General features: G+C 67.2%; 14 protein-coding genes. 6 read left to right on the forward strand and 8 right to left on the reverse strand.

The features are described 5' to 3' along the window. On the forward strand, window positions 1–846 hold the full coding sequence (locus SD37_RS00745) for a MaoC/PaaZ C-terminal domain-containing protein (protein ID WP_044849417.1): 846 nt from the start codon (window positions 1–3) through the stop codon (window positions 844–846). Here the strand turns inward: SD37_RS00745 and SD37_RS00750 are convergent. Further along, window positions 829–1,494: a TetR/AcrR family transcriptional regulator gene (locus tag SD37_RS00750; protein WP_044849416.1), complete on the reverse strand. Its 666-nt coding sequence runs from the start codon at window positions 1,492–1,494 to the stop codon at window positions 829–831. The two genes, SD37_RS00745 and SD37_RS00750, sit on opposite strands and share 18 nt — an antisense overlap. 129 nt (window positions 1,495–1,623) lie before the next feature. Between SD37_RS00750 and SD37_RS00755 the strand changes: the two genes are divergently transcribed. Together SD37_RS00755 and SD37_RS00760 are read left to right on the forward strand one after the other, a co-directional pair. Further along, complete coding sequence (locus tag SD37_RS00755; protein ID WP_044849415.1) at window positions 1,624–2,259, forward strand: SCP2 sterol-binding domain-containing protein; 636 nt, start codon at window positions 1,624–1,626, stop codon at window positions 2,257–2,259. Window positions 2,260–2,327: 68 nt separating this feature from the next. Further along, complete coding sequence (locus SD37_RS00760; protein WP_174567898.1) at window positions 2,328–2,936, forward strand: SCP2 sterol-binding domain-containing protein; 609 nt, start codon at window positions 2,328–2,330, stop codon at window positions 2,934–2,936. A 9-nt stretch (window positions 2,937–2,945) separates the two neighbouring features. Here the strand turns inward: SD37_RS00760 and SD37_RS00765 are convergent, their stop codons facing one another. Both SD37_RS00765 and SD37_RS00770 read right to left on the reverse strand, forming a co-directional pair. Continuing rightward, window positions 2,946–4,682 carry an ATP-binding protein gene (locus SD37_RS00765; protein WP_044849414.1) on the reverse strand — a complete coding sequence of 579 codons (1,737 nt, stop codon included), beginning with the start codon at window positions 4,680–4,682 and terminating at the stop codon, window positions 2,946–2,948. 88 nt (window positions 4,683–4,770) lie between these two features. After that, a complete protein-coding gene (locus SD37_RS00770) occupies window positions 4,771–5,253 on the reverse strand; it encodes an FxsA family protein (RefSeq protein WP_044849413.1) in 483 nt (160 codons plus the stop codon). Between the two features lie 58 nt (window positions 5,254–5,311). Here SD37_RS00770 and SD37_RS00775 point away from each other — a divergent pair, with 58 nt between their 5' ends. After that, the gene (locus SD37_RS00775) at window positions 5,312–6,604 is read left to right on the forward strand and encodes a hypothetical protein (protein ID WP_052674781.1); all 1,293 of its coding nucleotides are present in this window, start codon (window positions 5,312–5,314) and stop codon (window positions 6,602–6,604) included. On the opposite strand, the gene SD37_RS00780 is transcribed toward SD37_RS00775, so the two are convergent. Beyond that, a complete protein-coding gene (locus tag SD37_RS00780) occupies window positions 6,586–7,158 on the reverse strand; it encodes a TetR/AcrR family transcriptional regulator (protein ID WP_052674780.1) in 573 nt (190 codons plus the stop codon). The two genes, SD37_RS00775 and SD37_RS00780, sit on opposite strands and share 19 nt — an antisense overlap. 87 nt (window positions 7,159–7,245) lie before the next feature. On the opposite strand from SD37_RS00780, the gene SD37_RS00785 reads away from it, so the two are divergent. Continuing rightward, window positions 7,246–8,172, forward strand: a complete 927-nt coding sequence (locus tag SD37_RS00785) for a quinone oxidoreductase family protein (RefSeq protein ID WP_083254849.1) — start codon at window positions 7,246–7,248, stop codon at window positions 8,170–8,172. On the opposite strand, the gene SD37_RS00790 is transcribed toward SD37_RS00785, so the two are convergent. Beyond that, window positions 8,169–10,118 (reverse strand): ABC transporter ATP-binding protein, encoded by a 1,950-nt coding sequence (locus SD37_RS00790; RefSeq protein ID WP_044849733.1) that lies wholly within the window; start codon window positions 10,116–10,118, stop codon window positions 8,169–8,171. The two genes, SD37_RS00785 and SD37_RS00790, sit on opposite strands and share 4 nt — an antisense overlap. 23 nt (window positions 10,119–10,141) lie before the next feature. Next, entirely contained in the window at window positions 10,142–10,711 is a 570-nt protein-coding gene (locus SD37_RS00795; RefSeq protein WP_044849412.1) for a TetR/AcrR family transcriptional regulator, read from the reverse strand. Window positions 10,712–10,927: 216 nt separating this feature from the next. Here SD37_RS00795 and SD37_RS00800 point away from each other — a divergent pair, with 216 nt between their 5' ends. Beyond that, window positions 10,928–11,704 (forward strand): polysaccharide deacetylase family protein, encoded by a 777-nt coding sequence (locus SD37_RS00800; RefSeq protein WP_044849411.1) that lies wholly within the window; start codon window positions 10,928–10,930, stop codon window positions 11,702–11,704. 52 nt (window positions 11,705–11,756) lie between these two features. On the opposite strand, the gene SD37_RS00805 is transcribed toward SD37_RS00800, so the two are convergent. Together SD37_RS00805 and SD37_RS00810 are read right to left on the reverse strand one after the other, a co-directional pair. Beyond that, window positions 11,757–13,112: a dihydrolipoamide acetyltransferase family protein gene (locus tag SD37_RS00805; protein WP_044849410.1), complete on the reverse strand. Its 1,356-nt coding sequence runs from the start codon at window positions 13,110–13,112 to the stop codon at window positions 11,757–11,759. A gap of 16 nt (window positions 13,113–13,128) precedes the next feature. Then, a complete protein-coding gene (locus SD37_RS00810) occupies window positions 13,129–14,121 on the reverse strand; it encodes an alpha-ketoacid dehydrogenase subunit beta (RefSeq protein WP_044849409.1) in 993 nt (330 codons plus the stop codon).

Below are 14,121 nucleotides of genomic sequence, written 5' to 3' on the forward strand. Positions count from 1 at the left end.
ATGGCCGTCAAGGAACTCCACGAGTCGCCGAGCCTGTCTTCGCTGTACCCCAAGGCGCTGCTCGGCTCTTTGCGCAAGAGCGGCGGGAACACGCTGCCGGGCACCGAGTTCGTCCGCGAGGGCGTCGTCGTCGACCCCGCGCATCTCGCCGCGTACAACCAGGTGTGCGGGTTCCGGCTGGACGACGTCCTGCCCGCGACCTACCCGCATATGCTCGCGTTCCCGCTGCAGATGGCGCTGATGACCGAGCGCGACTTCCCCTTCCCGTTGCTGGGCATGGTGCACGTCGCCAACCGCATCACCCAGCACCGGCCGCTGCGGCTCGACGAGTCGTTCACCCTGCGGGTGCGCGCCGAGGAGCTGCGCCCGCACGAGAAGGGCAAGCAGTTCGACGTCGTCAGCGAGCTGCTCGTGAACGACAGTCCTGTTTGGACGGACGTCAGCACGTACCTGCGCCGCGGCGGCGGCAGCGGCGAGAAGACGTCACGTGGTCAGCTCGCCCAGCCCGCGCCCACGGCGATCTGGCACGTGCCCGCCGACATCGGCCGTCGCTACGCCGAGGTCTCCGGCGACCGCAACCCGATCCACCTGCACGCGATCACCGCGAAGGCGTTCGGCTTCCCCGCCGCCATCGCGCACGGCATGTGGACGAAGGCGCACGCGCTCGCGGCGTTCGAGGGCAGGCTGCCGGAGGCGTTCGCCGTCGACGTCAAGTTCAAGCAGCCGGTGCTGCTGCCGTCGAAGGCGGCGTTCACGACGTGGAGCGAAGGCGAGGGCTGGGCCTTCGAACTCTGGAACGCGCGCAAGCCGAAGCCGCATCTGGAGGGCTCAGTCGTCGCTCTCTGACGGCTTCCAGATCTCGCCCTCGACCAGGTCGTTGAACCCGAGCCAGACCAGGTTCATCAGCCACGAGGCGAGCACGCCGTCGGAGACATCGGGGTGGTCGAGCGCCCAGTCGGCCAGGGACTCGGCCGCCCCGACGAGCGCGGCGGACAACCCGGCGCCGGAGAACTCGGCCTGCTCGCCGAGGCCCTTGCGGGTGCCCGCGGAGACGACGAGCGCGGCGACCAGTTCGATCGCGCGGGTGCGCATGTCGGTGATCTCCGCCGCGAAGGTGCCGCCGACGGTCATGGCCTGGCGGTGCAGGACCGTCCAGGACTCGCGGTAATCGCCGACGAACCGGTAGAACGCGCGGAGGCCGTGCCAAAGCTGCATGTCCGGCGGCAGGTCGGGTTTGATGCCGTCCTGCACCGCTTCGAGCAGGCGCGTGGCTTCACGGCGGATGCACGCGCCGAAGAGGTCTTCCTTGGACCCGAGGTAGGTGTAGATCATCGGCTTGGACACGCCGGCGACCTCGGAGATCTCGTCCATCGACGCGGAGTGATAGCCGTAGCGCGAGAACACCGAGACCGCTGCGTCCAGGATCTGGCGTTCCCGCACCGCTCTCGGCAGCCTTTTGGCGCGTTCGGCGGGACGCGGTACTTCCTCGGACACTCAGGACCTCCCTTTAAGTTCCCGTAAGACGCTACCGGGCTACCCCTGGCATGGGTGATTTCGGCACGCTTGCCCGGCTACCTACTCGCGGGTAGCCTTACGCTCGGGTAGGCGGAGCTGGAGGGGCAGATGACCGAGACCGTGAGGCTGACCGGCCGCGCGCTCGTCGACGCGCTGGAACGGATCGAACCGGATTCGCCCGAAGCGCACGCGCTCGACGTCAACGAGGTCGCGGGGGCCATCGACCCGAAGGAGCTGGGGAAGGACGACGTCCGGCGGCTGCTCGCCGCGCTCGGACGGCTCGCGGAATCCGCGCCGGCGTTCGACCTCCGCAAGGTCGATCCGGCCCGGTTCGCGAACCTCGTCGCCCGCGCCTCGCGTGCGCAACTCGAGAGCGTCGTCGCCGAACGGCCGCTCCGCGAGCGAGTGCTGCGCGAGATCTTCGACCGCATGGGCGCCCACATCCGGCAGGACCGGGCGAAGACGCTGCACGCGGTGGTCCACTGGCGGATGTCCGGTGGGCAGGGCGACGGCGGGTACGACCGCTACGAAACGGTGATCTCGCACGGTGAGTGCAGGGTCGGCCGGGACATGAAGGAGAAGCCGAGGGTGACGATCACGATCGCCCCGGTCGATTTCTTCCGGCTCATCACCCATCAGGCGACACCCGCTGTGCTATTCGTCACCGGAAAGATCAAAGTAAAAGGTGACCTGGCATTCGCGGCGGGCCTGATCGGTTTCTTCGACTTGCCGAAGCCGTCCTGAACCCGGCCGAGCAGATAGACTTCCGTGCCGTGCCCCGAAATTCTCCGAACCGGCGATGGCGGGACAAGGTGCGCTTTTCCCGCCCCTCGCGGCTGCACAAGACGCGCACCGCGGGCGAGCACGTCGTCAACGCTTTCGCGGAGAAGCTCGAACTCACCAAACTGAGCCCCGAGCAGTTCGTGCAGGTCCTGGAAACCCTGCACATGCTGGGCGAAACCGGCGCGGGCATCGAGTTGAGCTCGCTGGAGACCGAGGTACTCGTCGACGTCGTGCAGCGCGCGTCACGAGAGCAGCTCAAGGCCATCGCAGACCACCCGGAACTGCGCGCGGCGTTCCTCGACGAGATTTTCCGCAGAATGTCGGACCATTTCGTTCCCGAACGCGCCCGGCATGTCGACTTCGTCGTCGCATGGCGTTTTACCGACGGTGACGGCGAAGACGGATTCGATCGCTTTCAAACGGTCATCGAAGACGGTGTCTGCGTTTCCAGCACCGATCTCGCACGCGTTCCGGACACGACCATCACGCTGTCGGTCGACGACTTCATCCGGATGGCCACCGGCAACGCGGCCGTGGCGGCGATGTTCGTGACCGGCAAGGTGAAGGTCAAGGGCGAGTACGCCCCGGCCGTCCGGTTCAGCGGCTATTTCGACATCCCGAAGCCGAGCGGGGGCTGAAAGCGTCCTTCACCCCTCATCGAGAGTTCGCTGAGAAGTGCGGCGATAGCGGACGTTGGGACTCCTCAGGTTTCGCTCTGTCGCTTCGACCAGTCCTTGCCGGAGCAGAACGCTCAGCCATCGGGTCATCGTGCGGTCATGCAGTCCGGTCGCCGCCACCAGGTCGGCACGCGTCGCCTCATCGTCACCCAGTGCTTCAAGGATCTCTTCGCGTCGGTCGGCGCGACGTCTGGGAGGGGACGGACTGTCCGTGGAAGTGGGCACCACGTCCTCAGCAAGGGTGTACTGCGCGTACCGGCGGCCACCGGCCGGGACCAGGAGACCTCGTGCGACGAGGTCGCCGAGCTCTTCGGTCGCCACACGGGAATCGAGATCGTTGGCGTTTCGATAAGCCTGGTTGTTGAGCGTCTCGCCATGGAACAGCATCGCCAGGCCATGACATTGACTGTCGGTGAGGCCGTGCTCGTCCAGCGAAGCGATCCAACGAACCGCGTCATCTCCCATCAGGGTGTGGTTCGGGAAAGTCGCCGTGAAGGTGGAAATGTCATCGGCGAACCTCGGCGGGCTGAGTTTCGCGTCTCGCATGGCGGCCAGCATCGCCGGGATCCCGGAGCCACGGTTTTCGCAGATCGGACGATCCGACCCAGGCAACGGGGTGTCTTCGAGAATCTTCAGCAACGTGGCGTTGCGTGCTGACGACGTACCTTCGACGCCTAGGTTCTCTTCACGGACCGATCCGTAGAGACCGCCTGGGTTACGGATGAGCAGACGGTCGGGGTACATCTCGACCTGCACCTGTGTCCCATGGGAAGAACCCGAGTAGTCGCGGTGCACCAGCGCGTTCACCACTGCCTCGCGTAACGCTGTCTCGGGGTATTCGTAAGTCTCGGCCCGGCCGGCGCCGCGCACGGTGGACCGTCGTTTCATGTTGCGGCGAAGAGCGATGAGCGCTTCGTCCACCATTACCGGAATAGGGCCCTCGGCAGCCACGTTGTCGATGAACCGCGTTCCATTTCGTGGATCGGGCCCTGATTTCGTCGGGTAGTGGACGAAGGTGAGCATGAGTTGCGGGAAGAACTCCTGAGGGTATTCCCCCAGAGCCAGGAGGCCCGCGAGGGACAGTTCGTCGCCAATGAGGACTTTCGCTCGTCGTAGTGCCGCGGTGGTATCCAAATTCGCGAACGCCCTGCTGCGATGGCGGCGGAGCCGGCTCAGGAAGGTGTCGACCAGCGCCTTGTCGAGATTCGCGACGGTCGTACCGATGACGGGCTGTTCGTCGTCCCGAGGTTGACCTCGATTCGCCATCATCAGCTGCACTTCGTATGGGCTCAGCCTGCGATCTCCGTCGGCGACCCTGATGAAGCTTCCCTGCGTCATACCCACACCGCGGTTGTACGAAGGCTTACTACCCTGCGGCAGTTCAGGGATCTCCGCGACCACCAGGTCCGCGCCCTCGAAGCGGTGGGTCCCGATAAGGGGACGTAGCGGCGGCTCCAGGTTCTCCGAGCACAACGCGGCCAGATCGGCCTCCATCTTGGCCGGGTCGCGAACTCCGGTCGCCTCGAACCCGTTGGCCTCGTCGAGGCCGAGGAGCAGGACGCCACCGCTGGTGTTGGCAAACGCCGAAAGTGTCTCGCGCACGCTCTTCGGAAGCTTGGTTTCAGCCCGTTTGGCCTCGACAAAGGCGTGGTCGCCGCCGAGATCGCGAAGGTTCGTGATGATCTCGGCGAGTTCGTCGTAGAGCATGTCGCCGTCCCAGCTTAGACACTAGCTTAGACACTAGCTTAGACACTGGAGTCTAATGGCGAAGTTGGTGTCTAAGCTGGCGCGGCACTCAACCCTCGACGATGCGGCCTTCGATCACCTGAGGCTGCCGCTTGGCCGCTTCCGTGGGCGGCGTGTCCGTGACGACCTCGCTGTCCACCACCATCACCGGCCCGTGGGACCGGTTGGCGAACTTGATGGCGCGGCGCTGCATCCGCTTCTGCCAGACCTTGCGAGCCACCCCGCGCGTCGGCGGCAGGATGAGCAGCAGGCCGATGACGTCGCTGACGAAACCGGGCAGCAGGATCAGCAGGCCGCCGAGGCCGATCAGCATCCCGTCGGTGAGTTCCCGCTCCGCGTCGGCCGGGCGGCCGAGCCGCGCGGATTCGGCGAACGCCCGGAAGGCGCGGCCGCCTTCGCGGCGGGCGAGCCAGGAGCCGATGAACGCACCGGCGAAGAGCAGGGCGATCGTGCCGAGCACGCCAACGGCCGAGCCCACCGCCCAGACAGCGGCGATCTCGGCGACGACATAGAGCAAGAACGCGACAGCCATACCTGGACAACGTACGGCTCGCCCGTTTTGCTCCCTACCCCCGATACGGTGGTCGATCGTGTGGACCTGGCTGGGTCGCGGTGACCCTCGTGTACTCGGTGGCGCGACGGCCGCCCTGGTGCTGGTGATCTTGACCATCGGCCGGATCCGGCGGCTTCGGCGGCGCCGGACCCGTGATGGACTCCGGCTGATCGAGCCCTGGCGGCACAAACCCATCACCGGGGCGGTGCTCCAGTGGATGGCGCTCGCGCTGGTCGTCGCCGGGGCGGTCGGTGCGGCACTGCTGTGGCTGCTCGGCTTCCCGAGTCTTCCGTCGGCGACCTCCTTCGGCACCACAGAGGTCCTCGAACTGCTCAAGATCGCGCTCGCGGTGGTCGCCGGACTCGGCGGCGTGGTGCTGCTCGCGGTGAACCTGCGCAAGCAGCGGGTCGCGGAGTCGGAGCACCTGCTGGCGCAGGCCAAGGACGAACGTGAGCGGGCGCAGGGCTTCAACGAACGGTTCGGCACCGCTGCGGAACAACTCGCCCACGAGAACGCGGCGGTGCGGCTCGCCGGGCTGTACGCGATGGCGGGGCTCGCCGACGACTGGGTCACGAACCGGCAGATCTGCGTCGACGTGCTCTGCGGTTACCTCCGGCTGCCGGTGTCGGACGACGCCTCCGAGCGCAAGGTGCGGGAGTCCGTTCTCCGGGTCCTGCGGGACAGGCTCGGGGAGGACTGGCGGGGGAACGCACTCGATCTCGACCTGACCGGCACCACGTTCACCGAGCCGATCGTCATGGACCTGGCCACCACCGGGCGGCTGAGCTACGACGAGGCGACCTTCGAACGGGGTGTCTTCCGGATCGGGCCGCGGAACGCGAGTGCGGTCACCTACCGCGGTGCCGAGTTCCGGAACGGCGAGTTCCGGTTCGAGAACGGCGACACCTTTTCCGATGTGCGGTTTTCTGGACGTTTGGTCTTCGACAGTGATCGGAGTTACTGGGGCCGTTTCCTCTTCAAGGATTGTGACTTCAGCGACGCGACCTTCGTGATCACCGGCCACGGCGAATACTCGATCCGGGCCCGGTTCGAAAACTGCACTTTCTCGGAGTGCGTCTTCGACTACAACGGGATCATCGGATTGGATCACCGTGACTTCTTCATCACGAACTCGACGCTGACCGGCGGGACCTTCTCACTGCACGGTCTCGGGGAAGACGTGTCCGTGCTGTGGATCAGCGAATCCCGGATCGAGAACATGAGATTCGACGTCGAGGAGAATAGAGAAGGCCCCGTGAAGAGCATCCATCTCAATCACGTCGAGGTCGTCGCGACCGAACTGCCGGAGCGCTACGTCCGGCGGAGCTGACCCAGCAGGCTGTCCACCATCGATCGCAGCGCGTCGGCCAGCCGTGCCGATTCCCCGCTCTTCAGCAGATGCGCGACCAGTTCGCTGCGCAGCGAACCGAGCAGCACGTGCGCGATCACCTCCGCGTCGAGGTCCGGCCTCGCCTCGGCGATCAGGCCGCTGACGTGCTTGTGCCAGCTCACGTAGAGATCGTTGTCGTGCCGGTGTTTCGCCGAGTTCTCGAACGCCGCCATGAGCGCGACGTTCTTGGTCGCGACCGCGATCACCGCGTCGAAGAACGCCGTCAGCCGTTCCCGAGGCGGGGCTCCGGGGCCGAGCGGCGGCGGGCCGGCGGTGAACGCCTCGTTGTGGGCGCGCATCCGCTCCTCGATCAGCGCGGTCATCAGTCCGGCGCGGTTGGTGAACCGGTGGAACACGGTGCCCTTGCCGACGCCGGCGGCGGCCGCCACGCGTTCCATCGACACGTACTCCAGGCCGTGCTCGGCCAGCAGTTCCTCGGTGGCGCGCAGGATCGCCCGGCGATTGCGGGCGGCGTCCGCGCGTTCGGCTGCCATCGGCGTCCCCTCGACAAGTTGACCGTCGGTCCATATAGTACCGGCAGAGAACTTGACCAACGGTCCAGTTAGCCATGGGGTGATGTGATGCGTGCGGTGCTGATGCGGGAGCAGGGTGGCCCGGAAGTGCTGAAAGTGGAAGAAGTCCCGGTGCCGGAACGGAAACCGGGCGAGGTGCTGATCCGGACCGAGGCGATCGGGGTGCCTTACTACGAGATCCAGCAACGGTCCGGGGCGTTGCCCGCCGGGGAGCTGCCCGCCGTGTTCGGGCACGAGGCCGCGGGCACGGTCGTCGAGGCGGACGACGCCGCACTCGTCGGGCGCCGGGTCGTCGCGATGTCGATGACCAGTGGCGCCTACGCGGAATTGTTCGTCGCACCACGCGAAGACACGTTTCCGATCCCGGACGACCTCGACGCGGTGGACGCCGTCGCCGCGGCCGTTCCGGCGTCCATCGCGCTCGCGCTCGTCCGCACCGCGAAACTCGCGAAGGGCGAGACGGTGCTGATCGAGGCGGGTGGTGGCGCGATCGGCGGTTACCTGGCGCGGTTCGCGGCCGATCAGCGGATCATCGTGACGACCGGCGCCAGGAAGGCCGCGTCGGTCGAACACCTGAACCCGGATCTGGTCCTCGACCACGACGATCCCGGCTGGCGCGCGAAACTCCCGGACGGGATCGACGTCGTCTTCGCCGCCATCGGCGGGCCGGAAACCACTGAACTGCTCGACAAAATGACGCCCGGCCGAGGCCGGATCCTGGTCTACGGCCTGCTCAGCGGCGCGCTGCCGTCGATCACGGCGGCGGACCTCCTGCCCCGCGGACTCACGATGACCGGCTTCGGCGGTATGGGTTTCATCGCGGACGTGCGGGCCGCCCGCACCCCGGCGCTGGACCGGGTGGCGAGCGGCCTGCGGACGGCGATCGACCGCACCTACCCACTTGACGAAGTGGCTAAGGCCCACCAGCGGGTCGAAAGCCGTGAAGGCAGCGGAAAAGTCGTGCTTCTTCCTTAGCTCGCGGCCTCGTCGAGGTACGCGGAGGCCTGCAGGGTGAACAGTTCGGCGTAGCCCGCCTGTGCCGCCATCAGCTCCTCGTGCGTGCCGTACTCGGCGACCTTTCCGTTCTCCAGCAACAGAATCCGCTCGGCCTGCCGGACGGTGGAGAACCGGTGCGAGATGTACAGCGTCGTCCGGCCCTCCGAAAGTTCCCGCAGGCGGGAGAAGAGGTCGTGCTCGGCCTGGGCGTCCAGCGCGGACGTCGGCTCGTCGAGGATCAGGATCGGCGCTTCCCGCAGGAACGCCCTGGCCAGCGCGATCTTCTGCCATTCGCCCCCGGAAAGGCTGACGCCCTGGTCGAACCAGCGGCCGAGCGGGCTGTCGTACCCGCTGGGCAGCCGCACGATCCGCTCGTCGGCCCCGGCGCGTTTCGCCGACTCCTCGATCCGCTCGCGGTCGACGAGATGCGTCAGGTCGCCGAGTCCGATGTTCTCGGACGCGGTGCCCTGGTAGGTCACGTAGTCCTGGAACATCGCGCTGATCCGCCGTCGCAGTTCCACCGGGTCGTACTCACGGATGTCGACGCCGTCGAGCAGGATCCGCCCGCCCGTCGGGTCGTACAGCCGGCACAGCAGTTTGAACAGCGTCGACTTCCCGGCTCCGTTGCGGCCGACGACGGCGACCGTCTCGCCAGGCCGGATTTCGAAGCTCACGCCGTCGAGCGCCGGGTCCGGGGCGCCGGGGTAGGTGAAGGACACTTCCTCGAACTCGATATGTCCCTCCACAGTGGACGGAAGAGGACGCGGCTCCGGCGGCGCGACGATCTCCGGTTTCGTGCCGAGGAAGCGGTACAGCGTGTCGAGATAGAGATTGTTCTCGTACATCCCGGAAAACGCGGTGAACAGTCCCTGGACCGACGTCTGCACCGAGGCCGCCGCGGCCGTGTACAGCGCGAGATCGCCGAGGGTGAGCCTGCCGCCGACGGCCTCCAGCGCGATGTACAGCGCGATCGCCGATCCGGCGGCGGTGCTCAGTAGTCCCCATGACGTCGAGCTGATGCTGCGGTTGCGGGTCAGTTTCCGCTGGCGGTCGTAGAAGACCTGGCCGAGCCGCTGGAACCGGTCGACGAAGTACGGGCCGAGGCCGAAGAGCTTGGTCTCCTTGGCATAGGTGTCGGTGGTGACCAAAGAGGACAGATAGTCCATCCGCCGTTTCAGCGGCGACATCATCAGCGTCAGCCAGAACGCGCGGGCACCGTACTTCGACTGCGAGATGAACGCGGGGATCGGCGCCACCAGCGCGACGAGCGCCAGCAGTGGGCTGATCGAGACGAGCAGCGCGATCATGCTGCCGAAGGTGATCGCCGTCCGGACCAGGCCCAGCGCCGAGTTCATCATCGACAGCGGCCGGGTCGGCGCTTCCTGCGCGGCCTGGCGCAGCATGTCGTAGGACGCCGAACCCTCGAAGTACGACAGATGCAGTTTGCTCGCGTGATCCATCACCTGGTGGCGGATGGTCAGGGTCATCCGTTCCTGGAGCAGGGACTGGCCGTACGTGGTCAGCGCCTGCGAGAGCGCCGTGAGCACGAGGACGCCGAACTGGAACAGCGCGACGCCGACGATCGCGCTCTTCGTCCCGTGTCCCTGGATCGCCGCGACCACCGAGTCGATCAGCAGCTTCGCGATGTACGCGGTCGCGGTGGGCAGGAGGCCGGACAGCAGCGTCACCACGGTGATCGTGATGGTCAGGACCGGGCTCGCCTGCCAGGTCAGCTTCGCGACCTTCGGCAGCCCACGGACCGTGCCGACGACGTTGACCCACATGCGGTTGAGCCGTGACTTGAGATCCTTCGGCCCGGTGTCGGGCTCGGGATCCGGGATGTCGACCGGGCCGGTGAGCCCGCTGTCGGGCACCGTCGTCGGTGGACGGCGGCGTCTGCCGCCGCGGGCCAGCAGCAGTTCCATGCCGCCCCCGCCGGGCGGGCCGATCACGCGGCCACCACGGCGCCGTTGAGGAAGACGTCGACGAGTTCCATCGTGGTCGGTTCGTCGCCGTTCTCGTCGAACCGCATCCGGCCGCTGAACAGCAACGACAGGAAGAGCGCCGCCAGTTGCGCCGACGGCAGGCGAAGGCGTTTCCGCTCCGGTTCGAACAGTTCGGCCATGGCGTCCCGCATCACGCCCATCGATTCCCGTCGATGGTCCTTGCCGGTGGGTTCGCGGCGGGCCGGGCGGTTGCCGGAACCGTGCATCGCGGCCATCAGCGCACCCATCCGCTGGAGGTGCGCGCTGAGTGCGTCGGCAGCCTCGACGAGCCTGTCTTCGAGAGGCTGATCGAGGTCGATGACCGCGATCGCGTCGAGCACCTGATCGGGCTTCAGCGCTTCGGCGAAGCAAGTGGCGAAGAGTTCGTCCTTGTCCTTGAACACGCGGAAGACCGTGCCCTCGCCGATCCCGGCTGCCCGGGCGATCTGGGCCGACGTGACACCGGCTCCGTGCTCCACCAGCAGCGGCAGCACGGACTGGACGATCATCCGGCGCCTCTCCTCGGCGCTCATCCCCGGCGCTCTCCGCCGGGCGGTGGTTTCAGTCATGCGACCAGTGTGCGGAGTGAGCACTCACTCCGTCAAGCCGATTTGGCCGGGTGCACTGGATCACATTTGCTCGGGAGTCGCGCAACGTAACACCCGTCTCCCTCGTCACCCAATCGTGTAAACGATTGCTCGTTCCATGACTACGGAGAAGGACGGGGGTGCGGAATGCGTGGCGGTGCCATGACGAAGCGACACTGGCGGGTGGCGGCCGGCTTGGCGGCGGTGGTGCTCGCCGTGGTGGCGTGTTCGTCACCGAGTCCGGCGGCTCGACCTGACGAACCCGATCAGCCGAACCCGGCCCCGGGCGCGGCCCCTGGTCCGGCCTTCACCGCGCCTTACCCGTTCGGCACGATCCAGCAGAAGGCGCCGCCGCCGGTGGACGGCGCCGTCCAGGTCGTCCGGCGCATCGCCACCGACAAGCCCTACGTGTTCATCACGATGGACGACGGCGCGGTCAAGGATCCGGAAGCGCTGCGGCTCATCAAGGAGTCCGGCACCCATCCGGTGCTGTTCCTGAACCAGAAGTACGTGAAGGGGCACGAGGCCTATTTCAAGGCCATCCTCGACGCGGCCGGCGCGACGCTCGGCGACCACACCGTGAACCATCCGAACCTCAAGGGCAAGCCGTTCGAGTTCCAGCGCAAGGAGATCTGCGACGACGCGGACGACTTCCAGGCCGAGTTCGGGACGCGGCCGGTGCTGTTCCGCCCGCCGTTCGGCAACTACGACGCGAACACGCTGCGCGCCGCCTCCGCGTGCGGGATGCGGGTCGCGGTGCTGTGGTCCGCGGCTGTCAACGACGGACATGTGCAGTTCCAGGCCGGCGACAAGCTGCGTCCGGGCGACATCGTGCTGATGCACTTCCGCAAGACGTTCACCCAGGACTACACCGCGTTCCTGGAGCAGGCCAAGAAGGACGGCCTCACACCCGTACCGCTGGCCGACTTCCTCGGCTGAGGCCTCGTGAGTGGTAATGACGGTTCTAACCGTCATTACCACTCACGAGCGGTCAGTAGGTGATCGCGACCGCGGGGTCGGCCAGCAGCGCGCCGACGTCGGCCAGGAACTCCGAACCCTGCTGCCCGTCGACCACGCGGTGGTCGAAGCTCAGCGAAAGCTGGAGCACCTTGCGCACCTTGATCTCGCCGTCGACCACCCACGGGGTGTCCTTGATCGCGCCGAGGCACAGGATCGCGGACTCGCCGGGGTTGATGATCGGCGTACCGGTGTCGACGCCGAAGACGCCGACGTTGGTGATGGTGATCGTCCCGCCGAGCATGGCCGCCGGGGTCGTCTTGCCCTCGCGGGCGACGTCCGTCAGCTCGGTGAGCGCGATCGCGAGTTCCTTCAGCGACATCGAGTCCGCGTCACGGACCTTGGGCACGACGAGCCCGCGCGGGGTGGCCGCGGCGATCCCGAGGTGCACGTAGTCCTTGTAGACGATCTCCTGTGCCGCCTCGTCCCACACCGCGTTGACGTCCGGAGTGCGCTTGGCCGCCAGGCAGACGGCCTTCGCCGCGAACGTCAGCGGGGTGACCTTGACCCCGGCGAACTCCCGCGACTTCTTGAGCTTCTCCCGGAATTCCATCATCGGCGTGACGTCGACGGTGAGGAACTCCGTGACATGCGGGGCGGTGTAGGCGCTCTGCACCATCGCGGCCGCGGTGGCCTTGCGGACACCCTTGATCGGTACCCGGCGTTCCCGCGTCGCGGGGTCGTAGCCACTGTCCACAACGGACTGGACAGGGGCGGGCGCGGCCGAACCGTTGGCGGCGGCCTGGACGTCGTCCCTGGTGATCACGCCGCCGTCGGCGGTGCCGGTGAGCGCGTGCAGGTCGACGCCGAGGTCCTTGGCGAGTTTGCGTACCGGCGGTTTCGCCAGCGGCACGTACCCGCCCTTGGGCTTGGCGGGAGCGGGTGCCGGAGCCGCCGCCACGGGAGCGGCGACCGGAGCGGCCGGGGCAGTCGGGGCAGTCGGGGCGGCGGCGGGTGCCGCACCCTTCCGGGCCCGGCGGTGCGTGACGACCGCCTTGGAGCCGTAGCCGACCAGCGGCTTCATCTCCTCCTCGGCCGGTTCCTCTTCCTTCGAAGGGGCGGCCGCCGGGGCCGCCTTGCCGTCGGGGTCGACGTCGATGGTGAGGATCGGCGCGCCGACCTCCACCGTCTGACCCGGTTCGACGAGCAGTTCGGTGACCACGCCCGCCCACGGGATGGGCAGTTCGACGGCGGCCTTCGCGGTCTCGACCTCGACCACGATCTGGTTCACCGTCACGGTGTCACCCGGTTTGACCTGCCAGGCGATGATGTCGGCCTCGGTCAGCCCCTCCGCCGTGTCGGCCAGGGGGAAGTGCTTGTATTCGGGCATTTCGGGAAAGTCCCCCTTACCAGGCGAGTGAGCGGTCGACGGTGTGCAGCACCCGGTCCAGGTCGGGGAGGTAATGCTCCTCGAGCTTGGCAGGCGGGTACGGCGTGTCGAATCCGGTCACCCGCAGCACGGGGGCTTCGAGCGAATAGAAGCATTCCTGCTGCACGCGTGCGGCGATCTCCGAGGTCAGCGACGTCTCCGACGGCGCCTCGCTCAGCGCGATGAGCCGCCCGGTCTTGCGCACCGACTCGAACACCGGGTCCAGGTCCAGCGGAGACAGCGTCCGCAGGTCGATGACCTCGAGCGACTTGCCCTCGTCCTCGGCGGCGGTGGCCGCGTCGAGCGCGACCTTCACCGAAGGGCCGTACGCGACGACGGTGGCCGTCGTGCCTTCGCGGACGACGCGGGACTTGAACAGCGCGTCCGGCGTGCCCTCCGTGTCGACCTCGGCCTTCATCGCGCCGGAGTGGTACAGCTTCTTCGGCTCGAAGAACAGGATCGGGTCGTCGGATTTGATGGCCTGCTGGATCATCCAGTAGGCGTCGACGGCGTTCGAGCACGAGACGACCTTGAGGCCGGGGATGTGCGAGAACAGCGACTCCGGCGACTCCGAGTGGTGCTCGACCGCGCCGATGCCGCCGCCGAACGGCACCCGGATCACGATGGGCATCTTGACCTTGCCCTGTGTCCGGTAGTGCAGCTTCGCCACCTGGCTCACGATCTGGTCGAAGCCGGGGAAGATGAAGCCCTCGAACTGGATCTCGCACACCGGGCGGAAACCGCGGACGGCCAGGCCGACCGCGGTGCCGATGATGCCCGACTCGGCGAGCGGCGTGTCCAGCACGCGCTGCTCGCCGAAGTCCTTCTGCAGGCCGTCGGTGATGCGGAAGACGCCGCCGAGCTTGCCGACGTCCTCACCCATGATCAGGACCTTGGGGTCCTCTTCCATGGCGCGCCTGAGGCCCAGGTTGATCGCCTTGCCGATGGTGAGTTTCTGGAGGTCGCTCAT

Origin of the sequence: Amycolatopsis orientalis (genome assembly GCF_000943515.2) — a bacterium.
Taxonomy (GTDB): Bacteria; Actinomycetota; Actinomycetes; order Mycobacteriales; family Pseudonocardiaceae; genus Amycolatopsis; species Amycolatopsis orientalis.

Excerpts from the sequence above, each read along its gene's own strand:
- SD37_RS00745 (WP_044849417.1), top strand. The coding sequence starts at position 1 with ATGGCCGTCAAGGAACTCCACGAGTCGCCGAGCCTGTCTTCGCTGTAC.
- SD37_RS00755 (WP_044849415.1), top strand. The coding sequence starts at position 1,624 with ATGACCGAGACCGTGAGGCTGACCGGCCGCGCGCTCGTCGACGCGCTG.
- SD37_RS00765 (WP_044849414.1), bottom strand. The coding sequence starts at position 4,682 with ATGCTCTACGACGAACTCGCCGAGATCATCACGAACCTTCGCGATCTC.
- SD37_RS00770 (WP_044849413.1), bottom strand. The coding sequence starts at position 5,253 with ATGGCTGTCGCGTTCTTGCTCTATGTCGTCGCCGAGATCGCCGCTGTC.
- SD37_RS00780 (WP_052674780.1), bottom strand. The coding sequence starts at position 7,158 with ATGGCAGCCGAACGCGCGGACGCCGCCCGCAATCGCCGGGCGATCCTG.
- SD37_RS00785 (WP_083254849.1), top strand. The coding sequence starts at position 7,246 with ATGCGTGCGGTGCTGATGCGGGAGCAGGGTGGCCCGGAAGTGCTGAAA.
- SD37_RS00790 (WP_044849733.1), bottom strand. The coding sequence starts at position 10,118 with ATGGAACTGCTGCTGGCCCGCGGCGGCAGACGCCGCCGTCCACCGACG.
- SD37_RS00795 (WP_044849412.1), bottom strand. The coding sequence starts at position 10,711 with ATGAGCGCCGAGGAGAGGCGCCGGATGATCGTCCAGTCCGTGCTGCCG.
- SD37_RS00800 (WP_044849411.1), top strand. The coding sequence starts at position 10,928 with ATGACGAAGCGACACTGGCGGGTGGCGGCCGGCTTGGCGGCGGTGGTG.
- SD37_RS00805 (WP_044849410.1), bottom strand. The coding sequence starts at position 13,112 with ATGCCCGAATACAAGCACTTCCCCCTGGCCGACACGGCGGAGGGGCTG.
- SD37_RS00810 (WP_044849409.1), bottom strand. The coding sequence starts at position 14,121 with ATGAGCGACCTCCAGAAACTCACCATCGGCAAGGCGATCAACCTGGGC.